Genomic DNA, 22,233 nt, shown 5'->3' with positions numbered 1-22,233 from the left:
TAAATGAAAGGAGCACATCCCATGGCCGGAATCATTCTGGAAATGAAAAACATCACCAAAACCTTTCCTGGCGTCAAAGCGCTGGAAAATGTCAATCTGAAAGTCCGTGAAGGCGAAATTCATTCCATATGTGGTGAAAATGGCGCAGGTAAATCTACGTTGATGAAGGTACTGAGTGGTGTATATCCACATGGCACGTATGAAGGCGACATTTTATTTCAGGGCAAAAATTGTGAGTTCAAGGATATTAAGCAGAGCGAGGATCTGGGAATCGTCATTATCCATCAGGAGTTGGCCCTGATTCCCTACCTTTCAATCGCGGAAAATATATATTTGGGCAATGAGCGTGCCAGCAGAGGAATTGTCAACTGGAAGGAAACTTTTGTAGGTACACGAGAACTGCTCTCGAAGGTGGGACTGAGCGAAAATCCAAACACGCTGGTATCCAGCATCGGGGTAGGCAAGCAGCAACTGGTCGAAATTGCGAAAGCGCTCTCCAAAAAGGTGCGGCTGCTTATTCTGGATGAGCCAACCGCTGCACTGAACGAGGACGACAGTGAAAATCTGCTGCAGTTGATGCTGGAATTCAAGAAACAGGGTATCGCCTGTATCCTGATCTCACACAAGCTGAATGAGGTATCCAAGGTATCCGATTCCGTGACCATTTTACGGGATGGCAAGACAATTGAGACATTGGATATGAAGAAGGAAAAAGTGTCGGAGGACCGGATTATTAGTGGAATGGTAGGACGTGATCTCACCAGCCGTTATCCGGAACGTCATGCGACCATTGGTGAAGTTATCCTGGAGGTAAAGGACTGGACGGTATATCACGAACATCATGCCGAGCGGAAAGTACTGGATCAGATCGATATGAATATCAGACGTGGTGAGATTGTAGGGATTGCCGGGCTGATGGGCGCTGGGCGTACCGAGCTTGCCATGAGTATCTTTGGCAAATCCTATGGCCGGAATATTTCGGGTCAACTCATTAAGAATGGTAAACCGATCCACAACAATACCGTCACGGAGGCCATTCAGAACGGGTTTGCTTATGTGACAGAAGACCGCAAGGAATACGGACTCATTCTGATGGATGACATCAAGCGCAATATTTCCTTGACGGGTCTGAGCAAGCTGACGCGAAACGCGGTAGTGAACGAGCGTGAAGAAGTGCTGGTAGCAGAAAAGATGAAGAAAAGCATGAACATCAAAGCACCAAGTATTTTGCAGAAGACCGGTAATCTGAGTGGAGGCAACCAGCAAAAAGTGGTGCTCAGCAAATGGATTTTTGCCGGACCAGATATTCTTATCCTGGATGAACCTACCCGCGGTATTGATGTGGGAGCGAAATTCGAAATCTATACGATCATTCATCGGCTTGCTGCTGAAGGCAAGGGTGTACTGGTAATCTCATCCGAGCTTCCGGAGGTTCTTGGCCTGTGTGACCGGATCTATGTGATGAATGCCGGACGAATCACCGGTGAAGTCAGCCGGGAGCAAGCATCGCAGGAAACGTTGATGAGATATATGACCAAGTCTGGAGGCGGCAAGCATGGAAATGATAACAAAACTGTTCAAAAATAATATCCGTCAATACGGCATGATTATTGCCCTGGTAGTGATTATGCTTTTGTTCGAGGTACTTACAGGCGGGCTGTTGCTCAAGCCGATTAATATTACAAATTTGATTTTGCAGAACAGCTACATTCTGGTGCTGGCGATTGGAATGGTGCTGGTCATCATTACCGGGCATATTGACCTGTCTGTTGGTTCCATTGCTGCCTTTGTTGGTGCCGTTGCCGCAATTATGATGGTTGATTGGCAGCTTCCGGCTTGGCTTGCAGTTATCGCTTCCTTGCTAGTTGGCGCTTTGATCGGTGCATGGCAAGGCTTCTGGATCGCCTATGTGCGAATTCCGGCATTTATCGTGACGCTGGCAGGTATGTTGCTGTTCCGAGGCTTGACGATGATCGTTCTGGAGGGGCAATCGATTTCTCCTTTCCCGGGTGGATTCCAGAAAATAAGCTCTGGCTTCCTGGTGGACATTCAATTCTCAGGTTTTGGTCTGGTATCTATCATTGTGGGTCTTGTGCTCACTGTCTGGTACATTGTCAATGAATTGCGGGAACGCCGTTCCCAGCGAAAATATGGATTTGAAGTCGTGTCACAGGGACTGTTTTTGCTCAAGTTGATTGTGGTGGCTGTTGTGACAAATCTGTTTACGTTTGTACTCGCAAGTTATGCAGGTATTCCGAATATCCTGGTCCTGCTGTTTGTCCTGATCGTTGTGTACTCCTTCGTTATGAATCGTACTGTCATGGGACGGCATGTGTATGCGCTTGGAGGTAATGAGAAGGCCGCAGGTCTGTCTGGAGTCAAAACAAAAAAGGTAACCTTCTGGGTTTTCGTGAACATGGGTACACTTGCCGCGGTATCCGGGTTGATCTTCGCCGCACGTCTGAATGCGGCTACGCCAAGAGCGGGTACCAACTTCGAGCTGGATGCCATTGCTGCCTGTTTCATCGGTGGTGCTTCCGCTTCAGGGGGCATAGGTACGGTATTTGGTGCCATCATCGGTGGTTTGGTTATGGGTGTGCTGAATAACGGGATGTCCCTGATTGGTCTCGGTATTGACTGGCAACAGGGGATTAAGGGGTTGGTACTGCTGCTCGCTGTAGCGTTTGATATCTATAATAAGAATAAAAGATCAGCGTAACACTTGGTAAAATGAAAAAACAGACCTTGATCTCAGAATCAGGTCTGTTTTGCTGTATGCACAACTTAGTTACATTAAGGCATCGAGGAAACGTGTGGCGATGCCAAAATAGATAAACAGGGACAAGATATCATTCAATGTGGTGATTAACGGGCCAGAGGCAACAGCCGGGTCGACTTTGAAACGACTAAGCAGAAGCGGGATGCATGTACCGGTCAGTGTACCAATGACCAGAGTGAGGAACAGAGATACCCCAATAATGGCGCCCAGCAACCAGTCCCCTTGCCAGAAATAAGCGATGACGGTGATCAGTAATCCACATACCAAGCCGATCATTATGCCTACCTTGATCTCCCGACCAATCAGTGCGAGTACGGTGGCTTTGTCGAGCTTGCGTCCGATCAGTCCGCGTACCACAACAGCCAGAGACTGCGTTCCTGTGTTACCGGTCATACCTGCGATCATCGGCATGAAAAATGCCAATGCCACAACCTGATTGAGTGTATCCTCAAAGAAATCCACAATACTTCCCGAGATTAGACCAATCAATAGAAGCAAGATGAGCCAGGGAAGCCTGCGTCTGACGGCCACGAGTGGTTTGGTATCAAAGTCGATATCCTTGCTACCGCCCCCCATTTTGGCCAAATCTTCACTGGCTTCATCCATAATAATATCGATGACATCATCCATCTGAATGATACCGCATAACCTGTGATTTTCATCCACCACCGGAAGTGCAATAAACTCATAACGCTGTAGAAGCTGTGCTGCTTCTTCCTGGTCCATATCTACCGTTGCATGGATCACCCGCCGGGTCATCAGTTCTTCAACCTGGGTCTTATCGTCAGCCAGGGCAAGGGATCGATAACTCACGACACCGACCAGTTTACCTTCATTATCGGTTACATAGAGATAACTGGAGGCTGAGATATGCATGGTACCTTGCGATTGTCGTAAGGCTTCCTTGGCTGTCTCATGAGCGAGCAGGGTCCGATATTGATCTGTCATGATGCGTCCTGCCGTTTCCGGCGGGTAATTAAGCACGGATCGGATAATGGCAGAGTGATCCAGGTTCATATTGGACAGCAATTCTTCTCTGCGTTTGGCAGGTAAATCGTGCATGAATCGGATCAGATCACTTTTGTCCATCTGCTGCATGACTTCAAGTGTTCGTTCCGGCCCAAGTCGTTCAAACAGTTGAATCTGTTCGTGCAGCTTCAAGGTCTCGGCGAGATCCGCCAGAGCATCGGGTTTGAATAGGAGCAAAAACCGATTGGTTTCTTCTTCAGGGAACTTTTTATATACAAGTGAGAGGTCGTAGGGATGCAGTTCTTTCACCAATTTATAGAAATCGGGAAGGTTCCGGGATTGTACATGTTGCACGAGTTGTTCGGTGATCTCCTCCACGGAGAAATCTTTCTTGGTATGAGGTCCGTTCATATCGACACTCCTTTCTATTCGGTCAGCTTCATATTTTTAAACGAAATGGGTTGGGAATTAAACAAATGGAGAAAAAATGAGAGTCCCAAAATGATATTGTAATCTTGCTCAAACATTCGATATGGGCTTACAAACAGCCACTTCAAGGATATACTTGTTGTACAGCAACAGACAAGGAGGACATGCGCTAGTGGAAGTAGATATCAGAACACAATTGCTCAGCATGGTTGAGCCGGAGTATCAGAAATTCTCGGCTGCACTTATTCCCAACATTACGAATGTACTAGGTGTAAGGTTACCAGCCTTACGAAAAATTGCCAAGCAGCTTGCCGCCGGGGACTGGCGCACGTATCTGGAAACGGCAGAGGATGAATATTTTGAAGAAGTGATGTTGCAAGCGATGGTCATTGGACATGTACAGGCTGATCTGGACGAACTGTTAAAGGCTATTGAAACATTTGTACCCAAGATTGACAACTGGTCGGTGTGTGACAGCTTTTGTGCGGGATTGAAATATACGAAGGTCCATTCGGAGCCCATGTGGGCGTTCTTGCAGCCGTATCTGAGATCTGATCAGGAATATGAAATCCGGTTTGGTGTGGTAATGCTGTTGAATTTTTATCTGAATGAGAGATATATCGATCAGGTTCTATCCGCATTGGATCAGATTAGGCACGAGGCGTATTATGTGAAAATGGCAGTGGCTTGGGCCATCTCAATGGCTTATGTGAAACAACCTGAGGTGACTATGCGTTATCTGAACCGTAATACCTTGGATGATTTTACGTATAATAAGGCACTTCAGAAAATTACGGAATCTTATCGCGTTGATCCGGAGAGCAAGCAGATGATCCGCAGTATGAAACGCAAGGTGAAGAAGCAGGTTACCTCCTAGTTCTAGCATTAAGCATTCCACCAGGGAGAGGGCGGTAAACGAATGAGAAAAAAGTTGATGTACACCACGATGCAGTTGGACGGTCGTCCATGGGTGCTGCTCGCTACGGAACAGGGATTGTGCCGAGTGGTCATGCCCAACGAAACACTGGAGGACTGGAATGGCTGGATACAGAAAGTTGCACCTGGCGTGGAACTGGAAGAGAACGAACATGCTCTGAAACAAACAGGTATGATGGACTGGCTGCAGTCCTATTTTGCAGGAGAATCGATGGCTTATACAGATGCAATCCCACTGGACTTGATCGGAACGAACTTCCAGCAGGAGGTATGGAGAGAGCTAGGGCGTGTGCCTTACGGTGAAATTCGGACCTATGGTGATATAGCTGTTGCGATTGGAAGACCTTCGGCTGTGCGAGCAGTTGGGGCTGCAAATGGGGCCAATCCAATTCCGGTTTTGTTACCCTGCCACCGCATTATTGGGGCTAATCGCAAGCTGACCGGGTTCCGTGGAGGCCTGGAGATGAAGCGCAGACTGCTGGATATTGAACAGATTGAAGGCGTGACCGATGGAGGGCATGCGCGATTTCATTTTTAATAGACTCACGTAATCAAGAAGATTAAGGTGAGTGGACGGGGCAGGCACGTATTGTGCCTGTTTTTTGCATGTATTAAGGTAGAGTAATACAAACGTTCCGCATATGGAACACCAACGTTTTACGTATTTTTGCCCTGTGAAACCGTATGGTACCATGGATCATAGATCAATCGGTATCCGGGGGACGTAATGCCGGGTAAGAAAAGAGGGATGACATGATGAAGCAGGCTTATTGGTTAACAAACGTGACTGTGGAGCGGAGTTATATTCGGGAGGGGGAACAGGTGACGGGGACACGGACAAGCCCCGCTCATCTGCGGATTAAAGATGGAGTGATCGCGGAGATTGTGGAAGGAAACAACCCGTTGTCTAGCGATCTACCACAAGTAGATGGCAAGGGACTTCTGCTGTTGCCTTCGTTCGAGGAGGCACATATTCATCTGGATAAAACCTACTACGATGGGCCGTGGACAGCCGTTAAGCGTATCTCCAGTATTTTCGAACGTATTGAAGAAGAGAAGGTTCTGTTGCCCAAGTTGCTACCAGATGCCAAGCGTCAAGCGGAGAGTATTCTGACCTTGATTCAGGGGTGCGGCTCCACTCATGTACGTAGTCATTGCAATATTGAACCCGTCAGTGGCTTGAAAAGACTGGAAGCGACGCGGCAGGCTCTGGAATCATTTTCGGGCAAAATCGCTTCGGAGATCGTGGCTTTCCCGCAGCATGGACTGCTTCGCTCCCATTCAGTGGAGCTTATGGGCCAAGCGATGAAGGAAGGTGCAACGCATGTGGGCGGACTTGATCCTCATACGGTGGACGAACATATCGAGAAATCACTGAACGCCATGGTTGAACTGGCTGTTCAGCACCAGGCGGGCATCGATATTCATCTGCATGATGGTGGGCAGGCCGGCAAACAAACGCTGTTGGAACTCGCAAATCTGACCGAAGCAGCAGGGCTTCAGGGTAAAGTTACGGTAAGTCATGCGTTCTGGTTCGCCCGCGCAGAGCACCAGGAAGCAGAAGACATGGCGCAGCGAATGGCCTCGCTTGGGATGAGCATTGCTTCTACGGTGCCTATTGGCAGAACGATGATGCCTCTTCCCATGCTCCACCGTATGGGTGTGAACGTGAAGCTGGCCACAGACAGCCTGACGGATCATTGGTCTCCTTTTGGCAATGGGGATATGCTTGAGAAAGCGGGACGATTCGCAGAACTGTACGGATATAGCGACGAACTGTCCTTGTCTCAATCTTTGGCATGGGTAACAGGCGGGATTACACCTCTGGATTCACAAGGGGAACAAGTCTGGCCGAAGGTAGGCGACACCGCGAGTTTTGTATTAGTGCATGCGAGTTGTTCGGCGGAAGCTGTTGCGCGGCGATCTGCGCGGCAGGCCGTATGGTACAAGGGGCAATTGGTCAGTGGATCAACAGCGGATTGAGGGAAATAGAGCGGGTGCAGCCACGGGAAACCGTGGTTTTTTGGCATGGGAGAAAAAGAGGAAAGAACTGTTCGCATATACCACATTTTGGGTTATGATGGACGTAGTTAATGAAGGGAGTATTACAAATGAAGATTGAGTATGCAACGGAAGCTGACTACGACTACATCATTGAAAGAGATCGGCATATCCATCAGCCACTTGTGAAAACGAAGATTAGTGAGAAAGAAATATTCATCCTATGGGACGAGGACGAGGGATCAAGAGTTGGATGGATGAGGTACGGGTACTTTTGGGATAACCTTCCCTTCATGAATATGATCTGGATTGATGAACCCTATCGAAACGGCGGATATGGCAAAAAAGTGGTACATCACTGGGAAAATCTAATGAAGCAACAAGGCTTTGATACGGTGATGACTTCAACGCAATCAGACGAACATGCGCAACATTTCTATCGAAAGCTGGGGTATGTTGATGCAGGGGCTCTGTTGTTGGATACACAACCTTTGGAGATTATATTAATCAAGAAAATTTAGTAAGTAAGCTGCAAGGAGAGAGGATTGTGGGTATGGAGCAAGTGACGTTACAACCTATAACCAAAGAAAATGAAATTGAGTGCATCCACCTTAAACCACGGGAAGATCAGCTAGATTTGGTAGCTAGCAATGCGGATTCATTGATTCATGCGACGAAGGAGATTACGTCCAAACCATACGGCATTTTGGCAGAGGATCAGATGGTTGGTTTTATTTTATTTGATAACGAGATATACAATGACGGGTATTACTGGATTTTGCGCTTCATGATTGACGAGAAGTACCAGGGGAAGGGTTACGGCAAACTTGCTATTCAAGAAGTGGTTCGTATGTTGCAAGAGAGAAGTGACTGCCAGCAAATCAGGGTATCCCATGTTCCGCATAACATTGCGGCAAATGCGCTGTACAAACGTTGCGGATTTCAGGACACGGGTGAATTCGAGGACAACGGTGATATCATTTTAAGTTATCAAGTGAGGTAACAGGGAGGGGAAGCTTGATGATAAGAGAGGCAGAAGCTAGGGATGTAGCGGTTATTGAAAGGCTGTATAAAGAATTATTGCCGAACAACTTAAACACGAAGGTACTGGCAGAACGGATTGAAGAGGTTCGGAATAACCCAAACAGTTTCTTGTTTGTGTATGAAATGGATGATCAGGTGATCGGCACGGCTCATTTACATATTTGTCTGGATGCTTTGGTGGAAAATAGACCATTCGGCGTAGTTGAGCGGGTTATCATTACGGAACATGTGCAGAGCAAGGGATATGGATCTGAATTGATGAAACATATAGAGCATGTATGTGTGCAGAAAAATTGTGTGAAGGTGTTTCTTACGAGCGGATCATCCAGAAACGAAGCACATCACTTTTATACGAAATTGGGGTACAACGGAGAATCCAGCAAGGCATTTAAAAAGTATTTATAACTTATAACATTCATCAAGGAAAAGGAAGTAGAAGCAAAGAAATGAAAGATAACAAACATCCGGTTCAAGATGTCCGACTCATCGTTACCTTGCTCGTGGCTACTCTTTGTTGTCTAGGTGTTGTGATGTATTTACGTGCCCAATCAGATACAAATATGTATCGATTTTTAAGTTGGGACATGTTCCTGGCATGGGTACCCTTCATCATCTCATCCTGCATTAGATACATATTTAATAAGAAATTAACCACAACGAGCATGATATGTATGGGGCTGATGTGTGGAGTATGGCTCTTTTTTCTGCCCAATGCGGCCTACCTTTTTACGGAGATTCTGCATTCATTCAGATATTTTGATGCTCAAGGGGAGGTTAGATTTTGGGTTAATATTGATTTTTGGTATGGACTCACCCTGACGTTTGCCGTAGCGATCATCGGATTGCTGCTCTCGACTTGTTCGATCATTCAAATCCACGGCATGTTAAACAAATTAATAAATAAGTACATTAGTATGATGGTTGTCGGTGTTATTTTGCTATTGAGCAGTATAGGGGTTTACATTGGTAGATTTAATCGGTGGAATTCGTGGGATGTATTATCCCGACCTGGGAAGATCTTTGTGGATCTTGTGAATGATTTTAATGCAGCGAACAGCATAATGGTTGAGTTTGTTGTCATTGTATTTGCGGTTCAACTTTTTGGATACGTTATTATATCCTTGCTAACCGCAAGGTCGGGCAACTAATTATTCCATTTGAAAGGGTAAAGGAGGCAGTATCACACGATGGGTAATCTTAATTTTATCGATAAACTTCCTCACATTAGTGAATGCAAACAGATTCTAAAGGCAGCAGCTATGCTGGATGCCATTTTGATGCCGGAATGGGAGTACAGGTATTACTCGTATAATTCCCAGTGGGACACGAATGAGCAAATGGCATCCATGAGAGATGGGCAAGGAGATCATTATTTTGCAATATTCAGTCCGAATGGGCTGATTATTAAAGGCTTTGATAAAGGCTTTGATAAAGAGTACACACTTCAGCATAAGGTTGATAGGAGTGAGGTGGTAAAAAGCGTTCCAGAAGCATTTAATACTTTTGTGGTAGAGCCGGCATTTGTAATGGATCAGACGACGTTCTGTATCTGGAGTGTGGCGGATCAGGAAGGGTGGTCTGCAGGCACGGAGCTTGGGGATCATGAATACGAACTGTTAGAGATTTTGGTAGGCGGCGCGAAATATTATCATGCTTGGGCACAGGATTACTACGAGATAGCGTTGGATATCAATCTGGTTGAACAGGTATTTGATATGAAGCCGATCGATGAGGTCTTACTACAGCAATTAAATGATGAACTGAAATTAAGTGATATCGAAGGTGAAATTGCAGAAATTGGATACCCGGATAAGGTTATGAAGGTGTGAAGGCGATAACCCAGGAAATCACGGAAGAACTATTGGCTGTGATGGATATGTACCAAAGAATCGCGCAGCAATTGATCGACCAACTGATATTGGAAACCGATCAGCCTGATCGGGCGGAAATTCTCGGAGGTGCGTACCATTTGCTGACCAATGCGGATGTAATCCACGGAGAAGAAGAATTAACGGAAAATTGGTATTTTGATGTTCACGGCGAGCATTGTATGTTCAAGAATACAGAAACAGGGCAGACAATAGAGGTTTTCCTTGGTAGTCTTCGTATTTCGAGAATCCGTTTAAGGACATGTTGGATTTCTTCGAACGTATGGAGGCACAGCATGTGTTAATTCATGTTCACGGGGTGGCGTATAGAAAAATGATTTGATTGCTTGCCATTTAATTAAAACTGAGGAGGAATTACATATGGGGTTAACTGAGTGGTCTACAGATATTCTTCAATATGATCTGTCGGATGAATATTCGATTCGCAAAGCTGATTTTGCCGAATGGGGATTATATTGCACGGTTTATTATGATATGCGTTATGTCGGATTTTTCAGGGAAGAAGAGTTCAGTTCTTCCAAGATCAGTGCCTACTGGATTTACAAGGGGGAAAGCAAAATAGGGGGCGTGAGAATGGAGCCTAACCGGATGTATCATTTGTTTTTTATCCCGCCATTCCAGCAGTGCTTTGATGTATTGAAGCTTCTGAAGCATAAATTATTACAGTGGTCGGATCGCACCAAACGTATTCTGACCTTTGAGATTCTTCCAGACCAAGTTGATCTATATGCAAGAGCTGGATTCTGGCCAGTGGAGTTTAAATGTCGCTGGATGCAGCGGCCTACAGATCACTTTGAAATCGAATGGGACAGCAGGGTAACCGTGAAGAGTCCAGAGATTATTGAAAGTGAAACCGGCAATAGAAAATATGTGAATGAAGATGAAATTGCTCAATGTGACCTGGAGAGTTTTGCAGGAAGTCTTGAAGCTACACGAAGAAAACATACCACTCTTGCAGATTTTATACCAAGTGATGACCCTAATTATACCAATGAAATTCTGACCGAAGCGTCCACGCTTGTATATGACAAGGAAACGGGACAGCTTATTGCAAATTGTCGCTTGTGCTTGCAAGATAATCAGGCTGCTGTGTATAGCATAGGTGTTCGTCCGGCCTATAGAGGCAGAGGTCTGGCTACGCTGATGTTACAGAGAGCACTAAATGAACTTAAGGGTAAGTATCCCGTTTTACGCTTGTATGTGATGCAAGGAAATGATGCGGAGTCCGTGTATCTGAATCTGGGCTTTATTCCGGGTGTGCAGGAGATTCAGACGATGTATATTCCTGAGGAGGAATCACAATGAAGGTTGCCATCTTAACCGATATTCATGGGAATGTTCCTGCGCTTCAAGCGGTATTGGTTGATATCGATTCCAGAGGAGACATTGAGCATACATTTTGTTTGGGGGATATGATCGGTATTGGCCCGTACTCCAATGAAGTGATCGAGATGTTGTACAGCCGCGAAAATATGATAGCAATTTCAGGGAATCACGAAGAGGCCGTATTGAGTTTGCTTCAAAATAAGGGTCCATTAGAAGGGCACAAAGGGATGGCCGAGCATCACGAATGGATTGGTCGGCATTTGAGTGCAGAATCGATCAAGAAAATTCAAGCTCTACCGAAATTCGTTGAAAAAGAGGTAGAAGGACATCGGTTCCTTTTGACTCACTATCATATGAACAACGACAAGTTGGATGTCATCGATAAAGAACCATCCAGGACCAAATTGGATGCAAGATATCAGGGAACGGCCCATGATTTGGTTTGTTTTGGTCATTATCATATTCTTCATTATTATAAGACAGATCAAAGAGTATATATGAATCCGGGCGCTCTAGGCTGTAACGATCTTGCCATAGCTAGATATGGCATTGTGGATCTCCAAGAGGGCAAAGTGGACGTGAAATTCATTGGCGTTCCATATGACAACATGGAGTATCTTCAATCGTATGAACGGTTGAACGTTCCGGATCGGGCTTTTATTTTGAAGGCATTCCATGGGAATCAGTTGGAGAGAGAGGATAGTGAACGTTCGTAGCAATGTGCCGCTACTTTGGAAAGGAGAGATATACATGGGAATGATCATTATGTTGGTAGTGTATCTGTTCCTCGGTATTTATGTTGTGAAAGTTGGAATAGATAACTCCAAAAATAGCCAGCACACCAAAGAAATATTATCAGAGTTAAGGGAGCTTAAGGAACTGTTGAAAGAACGAGGGTAAAGAGGAGGGGTGTACTTGTGTCTCGAGCACCATTTCAAATATTAGTTTTTCCTTATATCAGGTTGAAAGATTCAAATGATTATGCATACGCTATCTTTCGAAGATCAAGAGAAGGTTACTGGCAGGGCATAGCTGGGGGAGGGGAAGATGAAGAAAAACCATTAGAAGCAGCTATGAGAGAAGCATTTGAAGAGGCGGGAATCCCTTTAAATAGTAAATACAGGAGTCTTAATTTAAGCTCGACTCACTCCGTGGTAGATGTGGTTGGTTATTTTATGTGGGGACCTGATACATTAGTTATTCCTGAGTATTGCTTTGGAGTAGAACTGGATGAAATGGATCTGTCTTTATCCAATGAGCACTCAGAATATAAATGGGTGGCTTATGAAGAAGCTCGTGAAATACTTAAATGGGATAGTAATAGAGTAGCAATCTGGGAATTGAATCAAAGACTGATCAGAGAGTCATCGAAATAGACATGTGGAGGGATGCTATGATTTACGATCTACAAGGTGAAGCCAACATGTCACCAGTTGTGGGGATGTTATTTTCTGCTGTAACAGAAAATAGCCAAAGACTTAAATCAATTACAGAAGGTATGTCGCAAGAAGAGGTGGATTACAAAGGGGAAAAGAACCAGTTTAATAGTACAGCTCAATTAATACGACATATTATGTTTGTTGATATGAATTGGGTTTATAGAATAAAGGGAGTTGTCCTTCCGCAGTCATTAATAGAGCAATATGGTCCCATGACTGATGAAAATAATAGACTTCCGCTGGTTCAAGATGTGTCACGTGACACACTTATCTCTCAATATGAGGGTGTATTAACCCATCTGAAAGAAACATGCACACAAGTAGCAGATGCTGACCTAGATCGAGTAGTTACTTTTGGACATCAGAACGAAAAACAAGCTACGGTACGTTGGGGATTATGGCATATGGCTGACCATAACCGTTATCATCAAGCTCATATTAATCAGCTAAGAAAGTGGTTCCAAACACAGAATGATTGCTAACACATAGACAGGTTATTTTTCTAAATGCCAGATCTGATGATATCACCACCTCCCCTCAGCGGTTACTTCAGATCTGAAGTACACGTATAACAATATCCTGATCATGGTTACCAAAACCGGCACCATAGATCGTTAATCCCCCTACGTTGGGGCTTTCTTCGTCAACCGTGAAACGTAGCGTCCAGAACGATTCGCCTAGTTTGACATCTCTGAGAGTAATGTCTGACATCCACTCACCATCCATATAGGTACCGGAACCATCAATACGAATGGTCTTTAATAATCCATACTGATTCACATTGCGATGCCACCATTCTGGCGTATATTTGCCGCGTGCTGCTCTGCCAAAGTCGGCAGGGCTTGTCCACGTTCCAAGAGAAATGCCATTGAAGGTGAAACGAATATCGGAAGGCCAATGATCTCGCAATCCCGGAGCTTCAGACGCCAGTTCCATCGAAATTTCAATAGCATCGGTTGTCTGGTCAGGAGGGACAAAGTTCGGTGTTTTATATTCAACATAGCCCTTCCCAAACCACAGGATAGCGGCGTGTACCCGCTCGGGATCAAGGAAGTAACGGGGATCATCCCATACGCCGATTTCTTTCTCAAGTGTCCCTAGCCCACAGGTAGGGTGGATATCAAAAGCAGTGTAGTGTCCCACGGCTATCGTCTGTTCTCTGGTTCGTGAAGTTTGGCTTGCGGATGGCAGCTCGATTTCAATCTGATTTTGCTTGAGGTAACATAATTTGTGCGTCCCTCCGTTGATCCGAACTCGCCTGCTCCCAATTAGACCCGCATCTTCCAGTTTGCGAATATGCATTGTGACAATGGAGGGGCTAAGCTCTAATACTGCGGCAATATCCTTCACATTCATTTCGCGATCTGCAATCATATCCATGATTCTCCATCTGACTTCGCTTGCCAGCGCCTCATATAAAGGAAGGAACTGGGGCTCCCCATTTGCTTTGATCATCTGTACAACTCCCTACACTCAATATTCTAAAATCACATATATATTAATTTAATAAAATTAGCTCCAAGATGCAATTCAGATTCATTGCAAGTTTACACCCGATGGTGTTTAATTTTTGTAGTTGTTACGAAGTTGAATTCTTATATTTGTGAATTTTATGATAAGAGATGGAGTGGAGTAATGAAATACAATAACCCTGTTGTAAAAGGTTTTTATCCAGACCCTAGTGTGATTAAGGTGCACAATACCTACTATATGGTGTGTAGTTCTTTTCAATATTTTCCGTGTGTCCCGCTCTTTGAAAGCAAGGATCTGCTGAATTGGAAGCAGATTGGTCACTGCCTGACTCGTAAAAGCCAGATTCAGCTCGAGACGGTGAACAGCTCCGGGGGTGTATTTGCCCCAACCATCAGGCATAATGACGGGCGTTTTTATATGGTGACAACGAATGATACGACGCATCAGAATTTCTATGTCTGGACGGATAATATCTACGGAGAATGGTCTGAGCCTATCTATGTGGATCAAGGCGGAATTGATCCCGATTTGTATTTTGAAGATGGAAAAACCTTGTTTATGAGTAACGGGGTGGATGATGAAGGCGTTGGCGGAATTGTTCAGTGCGAGCTTGAAATTGAAACTGGCCGTAAACTGGCCCCGAGTCGTTCGATATGGAACGGAACAGGTGGACGATATCTGGAAAGTCCGCATCTCTATAAAATGAATGGTTATTATTACCTGCTTGCAGCCGAAGGCGGCACCGAGTATGGTCACATGGTAACGTATGCCCGGGGAACTTCATCTTCAGGTCCGTTCGAAGCCTATGCACACAATCCGGTTCTAACGAATCGCAATCTGGGCGGGTATGAGCTCCAGGGCGTGGGGCATGGTGATCTGGTTCAGGATGATCGGGGAAACTGGTGGCTCTTTCACTTGGGATTCCGACAGATTGGCAGATGGGCTACGTACCATCATCTGGGTCGAGAAGTATTTCTGACTCCAATTACGTTTGGTGAAGACGGATGGTTTACAGCCGGGTATGAAGGAACAACGCTGACGAGTTTTGAGACCAATCGTATCCCAGATAAGGTGATCCAGCAGGATAAGAAGAATTACACGTTTGAAAATACAGACTGGAACCTCGACTGGTGTTACCTTCGTCATCCAAATACAGAGCATTATCAGCTTGAATCAGATAAGCTTACGCTAACAGGAACCGATGTAACGCTGAACGTTCCAGCATCCCCAACGTTCATCGGGCTACGTCAAAAAGACTTTAATGCAACAATTTCAGTCGATGTTAGTCTGACGAGTGGAGAAGCCGGGATCACGATCTACATGGATGAGAATCATCATTATGAAGTGGCTATTCGTCAGGAACAGGACGGTTATAAGGTGATCGAGCGTTTAAATATCGGTGATATCAAATCGATAGAACATGAAGTGGATATGGGAAATAAACAGCATGCAACGCTGGTGATCCGCTCAAGCCAAGAACGCTACAGTTTCCTGTTTCAAGCAGATGGTGAAGAGATTCTGCTGGGCACGGCACAGACGAGATACCTATCCTCGGAGGTGGCAGGAGGTTTTACAGGCGTACTTATTGGGTTATACTCGAGCGGGCAAGATGCTTCAGCTGAGTTTACAAATTTCAAGTGTGATTATCATTAAGAAGTTAAGGGAAGGGCCTAAGGGTCCTTCTCTTTTTTTAAAAAAAGCTGCTGTTATCTATATGGCATCACTAAATAATCTACATGTAACAAAAGGTTAAAAGAACGTGTTATATAATTATATAGCTTGATTGGATAACCAAGGAGGAGTTGTATGGAGGATCAATGGAGAATTGCAAAGTATGATCCGGCATGGCGTGATTTGTTTCTCGAAACGGGTTCGAAATTAAGAGAAACGTTAGGAGAAAAGGCTCTGCGGATTGACCATGTTGGGTCCACTTCAATTGTTGGAATAGACGCCAAACCTATCATAGATATACAAATATCTGTTTCTAATTATGAGAATCTGTTGGACTACAAACGTGAGATCGAAACAGTCGGATTTGTATTCAGAGCAGAAAATCCGGATAAGACTAAACGTTACTTTCGTGAAGAACCCGGAAGCAGAAGGATACATATACACGTTAGACAGGCAGGCAGTTTCTCCGAACAGATGACCTTGCTGTTCAGAGACTATTTAAGGGAGCACCCAGAAGATTGTTTGAACTATGCGGAAGAAAAGCACAGACTCATGTCATTGTATAAAGATCAGCGTCCCAAATATGTTGAAGGAAAAGGACCAATGGTGTGGAGCATATTACAGAGAGCACATCGTTGGTCTCAAGAAATCGGATGGCAGCCGGCAAAATCTGACGCATGAGCACATCCAATGAATAGAGATAACTGTATTGGAGTGATGAGATGAACATGGGAAGAAAGCTGATGACAACCGTTCTAACCATCATTTGTTTTACTTTGGCTGCAAGTCTCATATCGATGAATGAAACCTACAGTTTTGATTTTTACATTCTTATTTATCCGATATACGCGACTCCCTTGATCCTGTTGATCGGGCTACCTTTATCGATATTGTTAGACTATCTGCTCAGCCGAATACAATTCCCTAATCATGTGTTGTATCTAAGTACGAGGATATTAGGCTATGCATGTGCTGGAGTTTTAGGCATGTATATTTATTATCTGGTCATGGGCGCAGGAGAAGCAATCTTGGATTTCAAAGAGACGTTAGTTCTGACCTTATTCGGCGTTCTTGCTGCTATTCTATTTGTACTGATTGATATGGGATTGGAAGTTTTGTTAAAGTTACGAAGAAGAAAGAGTTGAATTAAATTGATTTGTCAGGAGGAAAGCAAAATGACAACGCATTGTGCACTTCTAATCATTGACGTACAGGTAGCGATGTTTGATGAAGCAGATCCCGTATATCAGGGGGAACGATTGCTTCAGAAAATCCAGGTATTAGTTTCCAGGGCCCGTGAAGCAGGGCATTCCATCATATATATCCAACACTGCGAAGGGCCAGGCAGTCCACTGGAACGAGGAACACTGGGGTGGGACATCCATCCGTCCATTGCACCTAGTGCTGGTGACCTCGTTATCGAAAAAGAGACACCGGATTCGTTTCACAAAACCAATCTGCATCTGAAATTGCAAGAAGATGGCGTGACGGAATTGATTCTCGCGGGTATGCAGACTGAGGTATGTGTAGACACGACTTGCCGCAGAGCGTTCAGTCTGGGTTACACGGTCAATCTGGTTCAAGATGCGCACAGCACATGGAATTCAAAGACACTTCAAGCAGAGCAGATTATTGCACATCACAATACGGTACTGAGACTGTTTGCCAACGTGGTGGATACGGAGAATGCGCTGTAATGCTAGGAAAACGTAGGCGATTCTGGTTTTTCATAGGTGCGGCAATCATGTTTCTGTATTTTCTAATCACGAGTAACCCTGATCCAAATAAGCCGATCTCGAGAAATCAAGTGATAAGCACAGAGATGAGCATAGTCGTGTACACCAGGACAGGCGACGGTGGAGCACACGTTAGCATTGACAATGTTACGTTAAGTAAAGAAGACATTAGCCGTATAGTGGGCTGGCTGAATGCAGCCCCGGAAACAGCCAAAATACCAGTAGATGATGTCACAGGAAGTATTATTGCGGGAATTGCTTTGAAATTAAAGCATAACGCTAAAGTTACGATTCAATACAATCGGAAACAGATTATTGTATCCACAAAAAGCAGATTTAATAGAGATTCGAAATATATACTTGATCAAAAGGACTTAAGAGACTTTATGGATCAAAAGTTGGAAGGGACATATTTTGGTAAAGATACCGTTAGTGTTGAATAAGGGGGAGATGTATTGACGATTAACAAAAGAATAATGAATCTATCAGCCTGGCTTGCTGTATTAGCCATCCTATGTATTCCTGGAACTTTACATACTGAAGATGGACCGCTCCGAACAGAGTATGGTTTCCCGCTCCGATTCTTTACGGATTATCATTATGCTAATTCTGCGGGAACAATCTGGTTTATATCTGGTATCTATTTAAATGTACTTCTATATTTGTTCAATGTCCTGTTTATTTATGCAGGTATTCATGTAATCTTGTATATAAAAAAGAAATTAACTAAATAAATTCAACAGAATATTTACACGAAACGGAGAGGACAGAAAAAACCTGAAGAAGCGAAGTGTTCGCCTTTATCCCCGGAGTTTCCCATTATAAAATGAATCAAAAAAATCTGGGGATAACAGCGATCGGAAGGTTGTTCTGTCATCGGAGTGGTAAGTGTAAATATTCGGAGGATATCTTTGCCAATACAGAATTGATCAAATCTCTCTGAAAAATATAGCCGATAAAGGGGAATATACCAATGGAAACATTCTTTCGTTATAACTGGATGGTACGTGAGCAATGGTATGCGTGGTGTGAAGATGTGCCGCTTGAAGAATTGCTTCGGCCTCGTACGGGCGGAGTAGGCAACATATTACAAACATTATTTCATATCATTGATGTAGAGTGGAGCTGGCTTCAGCTGCTTCAGGGCAAATCGGATGATGCAGAAGATTTTGCAAACTACCAGAATCTTGAGGCGGTAAGGAGACTCGATCGCAAGTTACGTCCTGATGTGGAGGCATTTGTTACAGCCTGGGATTCGAGTATGGAAAAAAGAGCTTATATTGATCATCGCTCAGCTGGCAAGGCCAGTACAGATTCATGGGGAGAAGTTATGCGACATGTGATCGCCCATGAGATTCACCATATGGGACAGCTGTCGGTATGGGCCAGAGAATTGGGCAAACAGCCAGTATCCGCCAATGTCATTGGCAAAGGCCTGATTATACCTGACTAACCGGAGAGGCGGTCATAACATGGAAGAAGGGGAAACGATGACAATTCAACTTAGCCAGATGAATTGGATAGAACTGGATGAACGTATCCAGCAGGTGATGGAACAGGAGTATCAGATCATTCCCTTGCCACCTGGACTGGAAGCGAGTGTGATGAGAATTGAAATGGAAGATCAGCGGTACGTATTGAAAGTCTGGGACAAGGATTCTAAACCGGATATCGCCAAACAATATCGATTATTGTCCAAGCTTTATCAAAGTGGAATTCGTGTTTCCAAACCCTACGGTTGGGGATTAGACGAGCAAGGGAATCAAGTGCTGTTAACGAGCTATGATGGAAAGCCGATTACCCAATTAACACCAACAAAAATGACACATTTGGCTGAGCGATTAATGGAGGTCCATCGTTATCCGGTGAATGAAATGGGTACTGGAGAAGATGAAGAATACATATTCAGGTACGATTTTGTTCAATACTTTTTTCCTCAAATTGAATTACATGACGATATAAATGATCTTCTGGCAAACTTGATCCAGCAGGTCCAGATCAGACAGGACCGCTTGATTCATGGCGATTATAATCTGGGAAACATTCTTGAGATGGACGACCAGTACACCATCATCGATTGGACTAATGGGCAGTATGGTGATCCAAGGTACGATATGGCATGGTCTGTGTTTCTGATCACCGTTTATAATGGGGAAAGTTATGGCGAGATGTATCGCGCTCAATTTGCACGTTCTGCAAGTTATACGTACACGCTGGAAGAGGAGCAGGTTTTTGAAGCTGTAGCTTGTCTTCGCTGGATTCTGTTAAAGCGCGTTGGGGATGTCCCCATGGGGCCAGATGTAATGGAAAGGGTTCACAACATGGCTGTCCATAATCCGTATTTGAATGAACATCTGCTGTAATCGTAATACGGGGATACACAATGACGACAATGTACGATTAAGTAATAGAAAGACCACTTTTTTCGAATAAAATAAACAGTCAGTCCTAAACTAGCGATCCTCGCATACCTATGATAGTAGAGGAGCGTGATTGATATGGAGCAGAAAGTGCAAACTTACTTTGAACTGAAACAGCAGCAAAAAGATATTGAGCAGCAGTTGTCTGTACTACGAGATGAGATTGTCGCGTATTGTGCAGAACAAGGGGTCTATGAGACGCAGGTTGGTGGTTACACCGTGAAAACAGTGCTTCAGAACCGGAAGGAATACGATGATCAGAAGCTGTATGCTTCTCTTCCAGACCCGGACATCTGGCGATTGTTGTCCAAGGTAGACAGCCATAAGCTGAAAAGCCTGATCAAGCTGAACATTCTGTCCGAGGAACAAATTAACCCGGCATGCACAGTGAAACAGGTGACCTTGTTACAGGTGGACAAGCTGTAAGGCTTCATATCCTCTTTGTATATGAGTTGAATTTAATTGAACAGCCCGATCACAAAACACCTTCCGAGAAATGTTCTGTTTAGATGAGCAGTCGGACATACGTGGAGGTGTTTTTGTTGTGCAAACAGGGCCGAGGATCATAAATAGTTAAATATGAGGGGGAAGAAGTATAATTTGTTCATTGTAAGCGTATTCAACAAACGATATGATGGATAAAAACTGGCAGGGAGGAATTGTAAATGCCAACTGAAATTCCATCATTACATGTTGCGTACGCTAATACGTTCAAAATAGGTGCTGCTGTACATACCAGAATGTTGCAGTCCGAAGCGGATTTCATCGCCAAACACTTCAATAGTATCACGGCTGAAAATCAGATGAAATTCGAAGAAATTCACCCGGAAGAGGATCGTTATTCATTTGAGGCGGCGGATAAAATTGTTGATTTTGCTGTTGCCCAAGGGATTGGGGTTCGCGGACATACTTTGGTCTGGCATAATCAAACATCGAAATGGGTCTTTGAGGATACCTCAGGTGCTCCCGCTTCCAGAGAGCTGTTATTATCTCGCTTGAAGCAACATATTGATACGGTAGTAGGTCGGTATAAGGGGCAAATATATGCGTGGGATGTCGTCAATGAAGCTGTTGAAGATAAGACCGACCTGTTCATGCGGGACACGAAGTGGTTAGAGCTGGTGGGGGAAGATTATTTGCTGCAAGCGTTCAGTATGGCTCATGAAGCTGATCCAAATGCTCTTCTTTTCTATAATGACTACAATGAGACGGATCCGGTCAAGCGGGAGAAGATCTACAATCTGGTTCGGTCTTTGCTGGACAAGGGAGCGCCTGTACACGGGATTGGGTTGCAGGGGCATTGGAATATTCATGGTCCTTCAATTGAGGAGATCCGAATGGCTATTGAGCGTTATGCTTCACTGGATGTGCAGTTGCATGTTACGGAGCTGGATATGTCCGTGTTTCGTCATGAGGATCGTCGAACGGACCTCACCGCGCCAACTTCAGAGATGGCTGAGCTACAGGAGCGTCGATATGAAGAAATCTTTAATTTGTTCCGTGAGTATAAATCATCCATTACCTCTGTGACGTTCTGGGGAGTAGCGGACAATTATACCTGGTTAGACCATTTCCCGGTACGCGGACGCAAAAATTGGCCCTTTGTTTTTGATCAGCAGTTGCAACCAAAGGAATCATTTTGGCGTATCATTAACCCTATGTCCTGAACATCAGGGAAGTGGAGAGAATCGGTCACGATGTGACCGATTTTTTGCTGTAGTCAATATAGATTATACAGTGCGGTTATCTCGTGCATGATTAGAGGCGTTGATTTGTATGGATGATAAGTATATGGTTTTTTATGGAAGTTTATGATAGGGTAAAAGAAAGGCAATCTCGAACAATATTCTTTTCCGAAATGAGTTGAGAAGATGGATCGCACCCGCAATTATCTGTTAATATTTGCAGGAAACTTGGTCGCTGCGTATTATATTTTTGAAGAAGGTACTTTTGCCAAACCGCTGATGTTTGCTACATTGATGCTGTTACTGATCATGACAATCGATTACATGAAAAGTAGAAACAAATATACATTGGATTAGGGTATGTCCATGTTTTTAAACGATTCTGGAGCATAGGGTCGTTTTTTTTATTGTATATAGAACAGCTTCCATTTACATC

Annotated in this window: 29 protein-coding genes; 27 read left to right on the top strand and 2 right to left on the bottom strand. The window is 44.4% G+C overall.

Annotated elements, in window-relative coordinates:
- The first annotated feature begins 21 nt into the window (after nt 1-21).
- The gene (mmsA, locus tag MKY01_RS24480) at nt 22-1,587 is read left to right on the top strand and encodes a multiple monosaccharide ABC transporter ATP-binding protein (protein ID WP_339283958.1); all 1,566 of its coding nucleotides are present in this window, start codon (nt 22-24) and stop codon (nt 1,585-1,587) included.
- A complete protein-coding gene (gene mmsB / locus MKY01_RS24475) occupies nt 1,556-2,719 on the top strand; it encodes a multiple monosaccharide ABC transporter permease (protein ID WP_339283956.1) in 1,164 nt (387 codons plus the stop codon). The genes mmsA and mmsB overlap by 32 nt, the downstream gene beginning before the upstream one ends.
- A 69-nt stretch (nt 2,720-2,788) precedes the next feature.
- On the opposite strand, the gene mgtE is transcribed toward mmsB, so the two are convergent.
- Nucleotides 2,789-4,159, bottom strand: a complete 1,371-nt coding sequence (mgtE, locus tag MKY01_RS24470) for a magnesium transporter (protein ID WP_051447459.1) — start codon at nt 4,157-4,159, stop codon at nt 2,789-2,791.
- 190 nt (nt 4,160-4,349) lie between these two features.
- On the opposite strand from mgtE, the gene MKY01_RS24465 reads away from it, so the two are divergent.
- The 14 genes from MKY01_RS24465 to MKY01_RS24400 all read left to right on the top strand — a co-directional run bounded on the left by MKY01_RS24465 (nt 4,350) and on the right by MKY01_RS24400 (nt 13,294).
- A complete protein-coding gene (locus MKY01_RS24465) occupies nt 4,350-5,054 on the top strand; it encodes a DNA alkylation repair protein (protein WP_339283954.1) in 705 nt (234 codons plus the stop codon).
- 42 nt (nt 5,055-5,096) lie between these two features.
- Nucleotides 5,097-5,651 (top strand): methylated-DNA--[protein]-cysteine S-methyltransferase, encoded by a 555-nt coding sequence (locus MKY01_RS24460; RefSeq protein ID WP_339283952.1) that lies wholly within the window; start codon nt 5,097-5,099, stop codon nt 5,649-5,651.
- 218 nt (nt 5,652-5,869) lie between these two features.
- Nucleotides 5,870-7,096, top strand: a complete 1,227-nt coding sequence (locus MKY01_RS24455; protein ID WP_076252994.1) for an amidohydrolase — start codon at nt 5,870-5,872, stop codon at nt 7,094-7,096.
- 128 nt (nt 7,097-7,224) lie between these two features.
- On the top strand, nt 7,225-7,635 hold the full coding sequence (locus MKY01_RS24450; protein WP_047843998.1) for a GNAT family N-acetyltransferase: 411 nt from the start codon (nt 7,225-7,227) through the stop codon (nt 7,633-7,635).
- Nucleotides 7,636-7,667: 32 nt separating this feature from the next.
- Entirely contained in the window at nt 7,668-8,117 is a 450-nt protein-coding gene (locus MKY01_RS24445) for a GNAT family N-acetyltransferase (RefSeq protein WP_282322125.1), read from the top strand.
- Between the two features lie 17 nt (nt 8,118-8,134).
- Complete coding sequence (locus tag MKY01_RS24440) at nt 8,135-8,563, top strand: GNAT family N-acetyltransferase (protein WP_282320477.1); 429 nt, start codon at nt 8,135-8,137, stop codon at nt 8,561-8,563.
- Between the two features lie 41 nt (nt 8,564-8,604).
- A complete protein-coding gene (locus MKY01_RS24435; RefSeq protein WP_076252885.1) occupies nt 8,605-9,306 on the top strand; it encodes a DUF1361 domain-containing protein in 702 nt (233 codons plus the stop codon).
- Nucleotides 9,307-9,345: 39 nt separating this feature from the next.
- Nucleotides 9,346-9,987, top strand: coding sequence for a hypothetical protein (locus tag MKY01_RS24430; protein WP_282320478.1), 642 nt, complete (start codon nt 9,346-9,348; stop codon nt 9,985-9,987).
- Entirely contained in the window at nt 9,984-10,331 is a 348-nt protein-coding gene (locus tag MKY01_RS24425) for a hypothetical protein (RefSeq protein WP_282320479.1), read from the top strand. The genes MKY01_RS24430 and MKY01_RS24425 overlap by 4 nt, the downstream gene beginning before the upstream one ends.
- A 76-nt stretch (nt 10,332-10,407) precedes the next feature.
- Nucleotides 10,408-11,352, top strand: coding sequence for a GNAT family N-acetyltransferase (locus tag MKY01_RS24420; RefSeq protein WP_282320480.1), 945 nt, complete (start codon nt 10,408-10,410; stop codon nt 11,350-11,352).
- A complete protein-coding gene (locus MKY01_RS24415; protein WP_282320481.1) occupies nt 11,349-12,089 on the top strand; it encodes a metallophosphoesterase family protein in 741 nt (246 codons plus the stop codon). The genes MKY01_RS24420 and MKY01_RS24415 overlap by 4 nt, the downstream gene beginning before the upstream one ends.
- A 34-nt stretch (nt 12,090-12,123) precedes the next feature.
- Nucleotides 12,124-12,273: a hypothetical protein gene (locus MKY01_RS24410; RefSeq protein ID WP_339283950.1), complete on the top strand. Its 150-nt coding sequence runs from the start codon at nt 12,124-12,126 to the stop codon at nt 12,271-12,273.
- A 17-nt stretch (nt 12,274-12,290) separates the two neighbouring features.
- Entirely contained in the window at nt 12,291-12,749 is a 459-nt protein-coding gene (locus tag MKY01_RS24405; RefSeq protein WP_339283948.1) for an NUDIX pyrophosphatase, read from the top strand.
- Nucleotides 12,750-12,766: 17 nt separating this feature from the next.
- A complete protein-coding gene (locus MKY01_RS24400; RefSeq protein ID WP_282320483.1) occupies nt 12,767-13,294 on the top strand; it encodes a DinB family protein in 528 nt (175 codons plus the stop codon).
- A 67-nt stretch (nt 13,295-13,361) separates the two neighbouring features.
- Here MKY01_RS24400 and MKY01_RS24395 read toward each other — a convergent pair whose 3' ends face one another.
- Nucleotides 13,362-14,267, bottom strand: a complete 906-nt coding sequence (locus MKY01_RS24395) for an ArsR family transcriptional regulator (protein ID WP_282320484.1) — start codon at nt 14,265-14,267, stop codon at nt 13,362-13,364.
- 180 nt (nt 14,268-14,447) lie between these two features.
- Between MKY01_RS24395 and MKY01_RS24390 the strand changes: the two genes are divergently transcribed.
- From MKY01_RS24390 to MKY01_RS24340, 11 genes are all read left to right on the top strand, one after another.
- The gene (locus MKY01_RS24390) at nt 14,448-15,938 is read left to right on the top strand and encodes a glycoside hydrolase family 43 protein (RefSeq protein WP_282320485.1); all 1,491 of its coding nucleotides are present in this window, start codon (nt 14,448-14,450) and stop codon (nt 15,936-15,938) included.
- Between the two features lie 153 nt (nt 15,939-16,091).
- Nucleotides 16,092-16,637, top strand: coding sequence for a GrpB family protein (locus tag MKY01_RS24385; protein WP_127549874.1), 546 nt, complete (start codon nt 16,092-16,094; stop codon nt 16,635-16,637).
- 41 nt (nt 16,638-16,678) lie between these two features.
- Nucleotides 16,679-17,101: a hypothetical protein gene (locus MKY01_RS24380; protein WP_282320486.1), complete on the top strand. Its 423-nt coding sequence runs from the start codon at nt 16,679-16,681 to the stop codon at nt 17,099-17,101.
- A 30-nt stretch (nt 17,102-17,131) separates the two neighbouring features.
- Nucleotides 17,132-17,653, top strand: a complete 522-nt coding sequence (locus MKY01_RS24375) for a cysteine hydrolase family protein (protein WP_282320487.1) — start codon at nt 17,132-17,134, stop codon at nt 17,651-17,653.
- Nucleotides 17,653-18,135, top strand: coding sequence for a hypothetical protein (locus MKY01_RS24370; protein WP_282320488.1), 483 nt, complete (start codon nt 17,653-17,655; stop codon nt 18,133-18,135). The genes MKY01_RS24375 and MKY01_RS24370 overlap by 1 nt, the downstream gene beginning before the upstream one ends.
- A 12-nt stretch (nt 18,136-18,147) precedes the next feature.
- Entirely contained in the window at nt 18,148-18,426 is a 279-nt protein-coding gene (locus MKY01_RS24365; protein ID WP_282320489.1) for a hypothetical protein, read from the top strand.
- A 239-nt stretch (nt 18,427-18,665) separates the two neighbouring features.
- Nucleotides 18,666-19,145, top strand: coding sequence for a DinB family protein (locus tag MKY01_RS24360; protein ID WP_282320490.1), 480 nt, complete (start codon nt 18,666-18,668; stop codon nt 19,143-19,145).
- A gap of 19 nt (nt 19,146-19,164) precedes the next feature.
- A complete protein-coding gene (locus MKY01_RS24355; RefSeq protein ID WP_339283946.1) occupies nt 19,165-20,055 on the top strand; it encodes an aminoglycoside phosphotransferase family protein in 891 nt (296 codons plus the stop codon).
- A 135-nt stretch (nt 20,056-20,190) separates the two neighbouring features.
- Nucleotides 20,191-20,538 carry a hypothetical protein gene (locus tag MKY01_RS24350; RefSeq protein ID WP_081746078.1) on the top strand — a complete coding sequence of 116 codons (348 nt, stop codon included), beginning with the start codon at nt 20,191-20,193 and terminating at the stop codon, nt 20,536-20,538.
- A 239-nt stretch (nt 20,539-20,777) separates the two neighbouring features.
- Nucleotides 20,778-21,779 (top strand): endo-1,4-beta-xylanase, encoded by a 1,002-nt coding sequence (locus tag MKY01_RS24345; RefSeq protein WP_282320492.1) that lies wholly within the window; start codon nt 20,778-20,780, stop codon nt 21,777-21,779.
- A 204-nt stretch (nt 21,780-21,983) separates the two neighbouring features.
- Nucleotides 21,984-22,154, top strand: a complete 171-nt coding sequence (locus tag MKY01_RS24340) for a hypothetical protein (protein WP_282320493.1) — start codon at nt 21,984-21,986, stop codon at nt 22,152-22,154.
- Nucleotides 22,155-22,233: the final 79 nt, after the last annotated feature.

The sequence above is a fragment of the Paenibacillus sp. FSL R5-0486 genome (assembly GCF_037975155.1).
Classification (GTDB): domain Bacteria; phylum Bacillota; class Bacilli; order Paenibacillales; family Paenibacillaceae; genus Paenibacillus; species Paenibacillus amylolyticus.
This window is presented reverse-complemented; position numbering and strand designations above follow the sequence as displayed.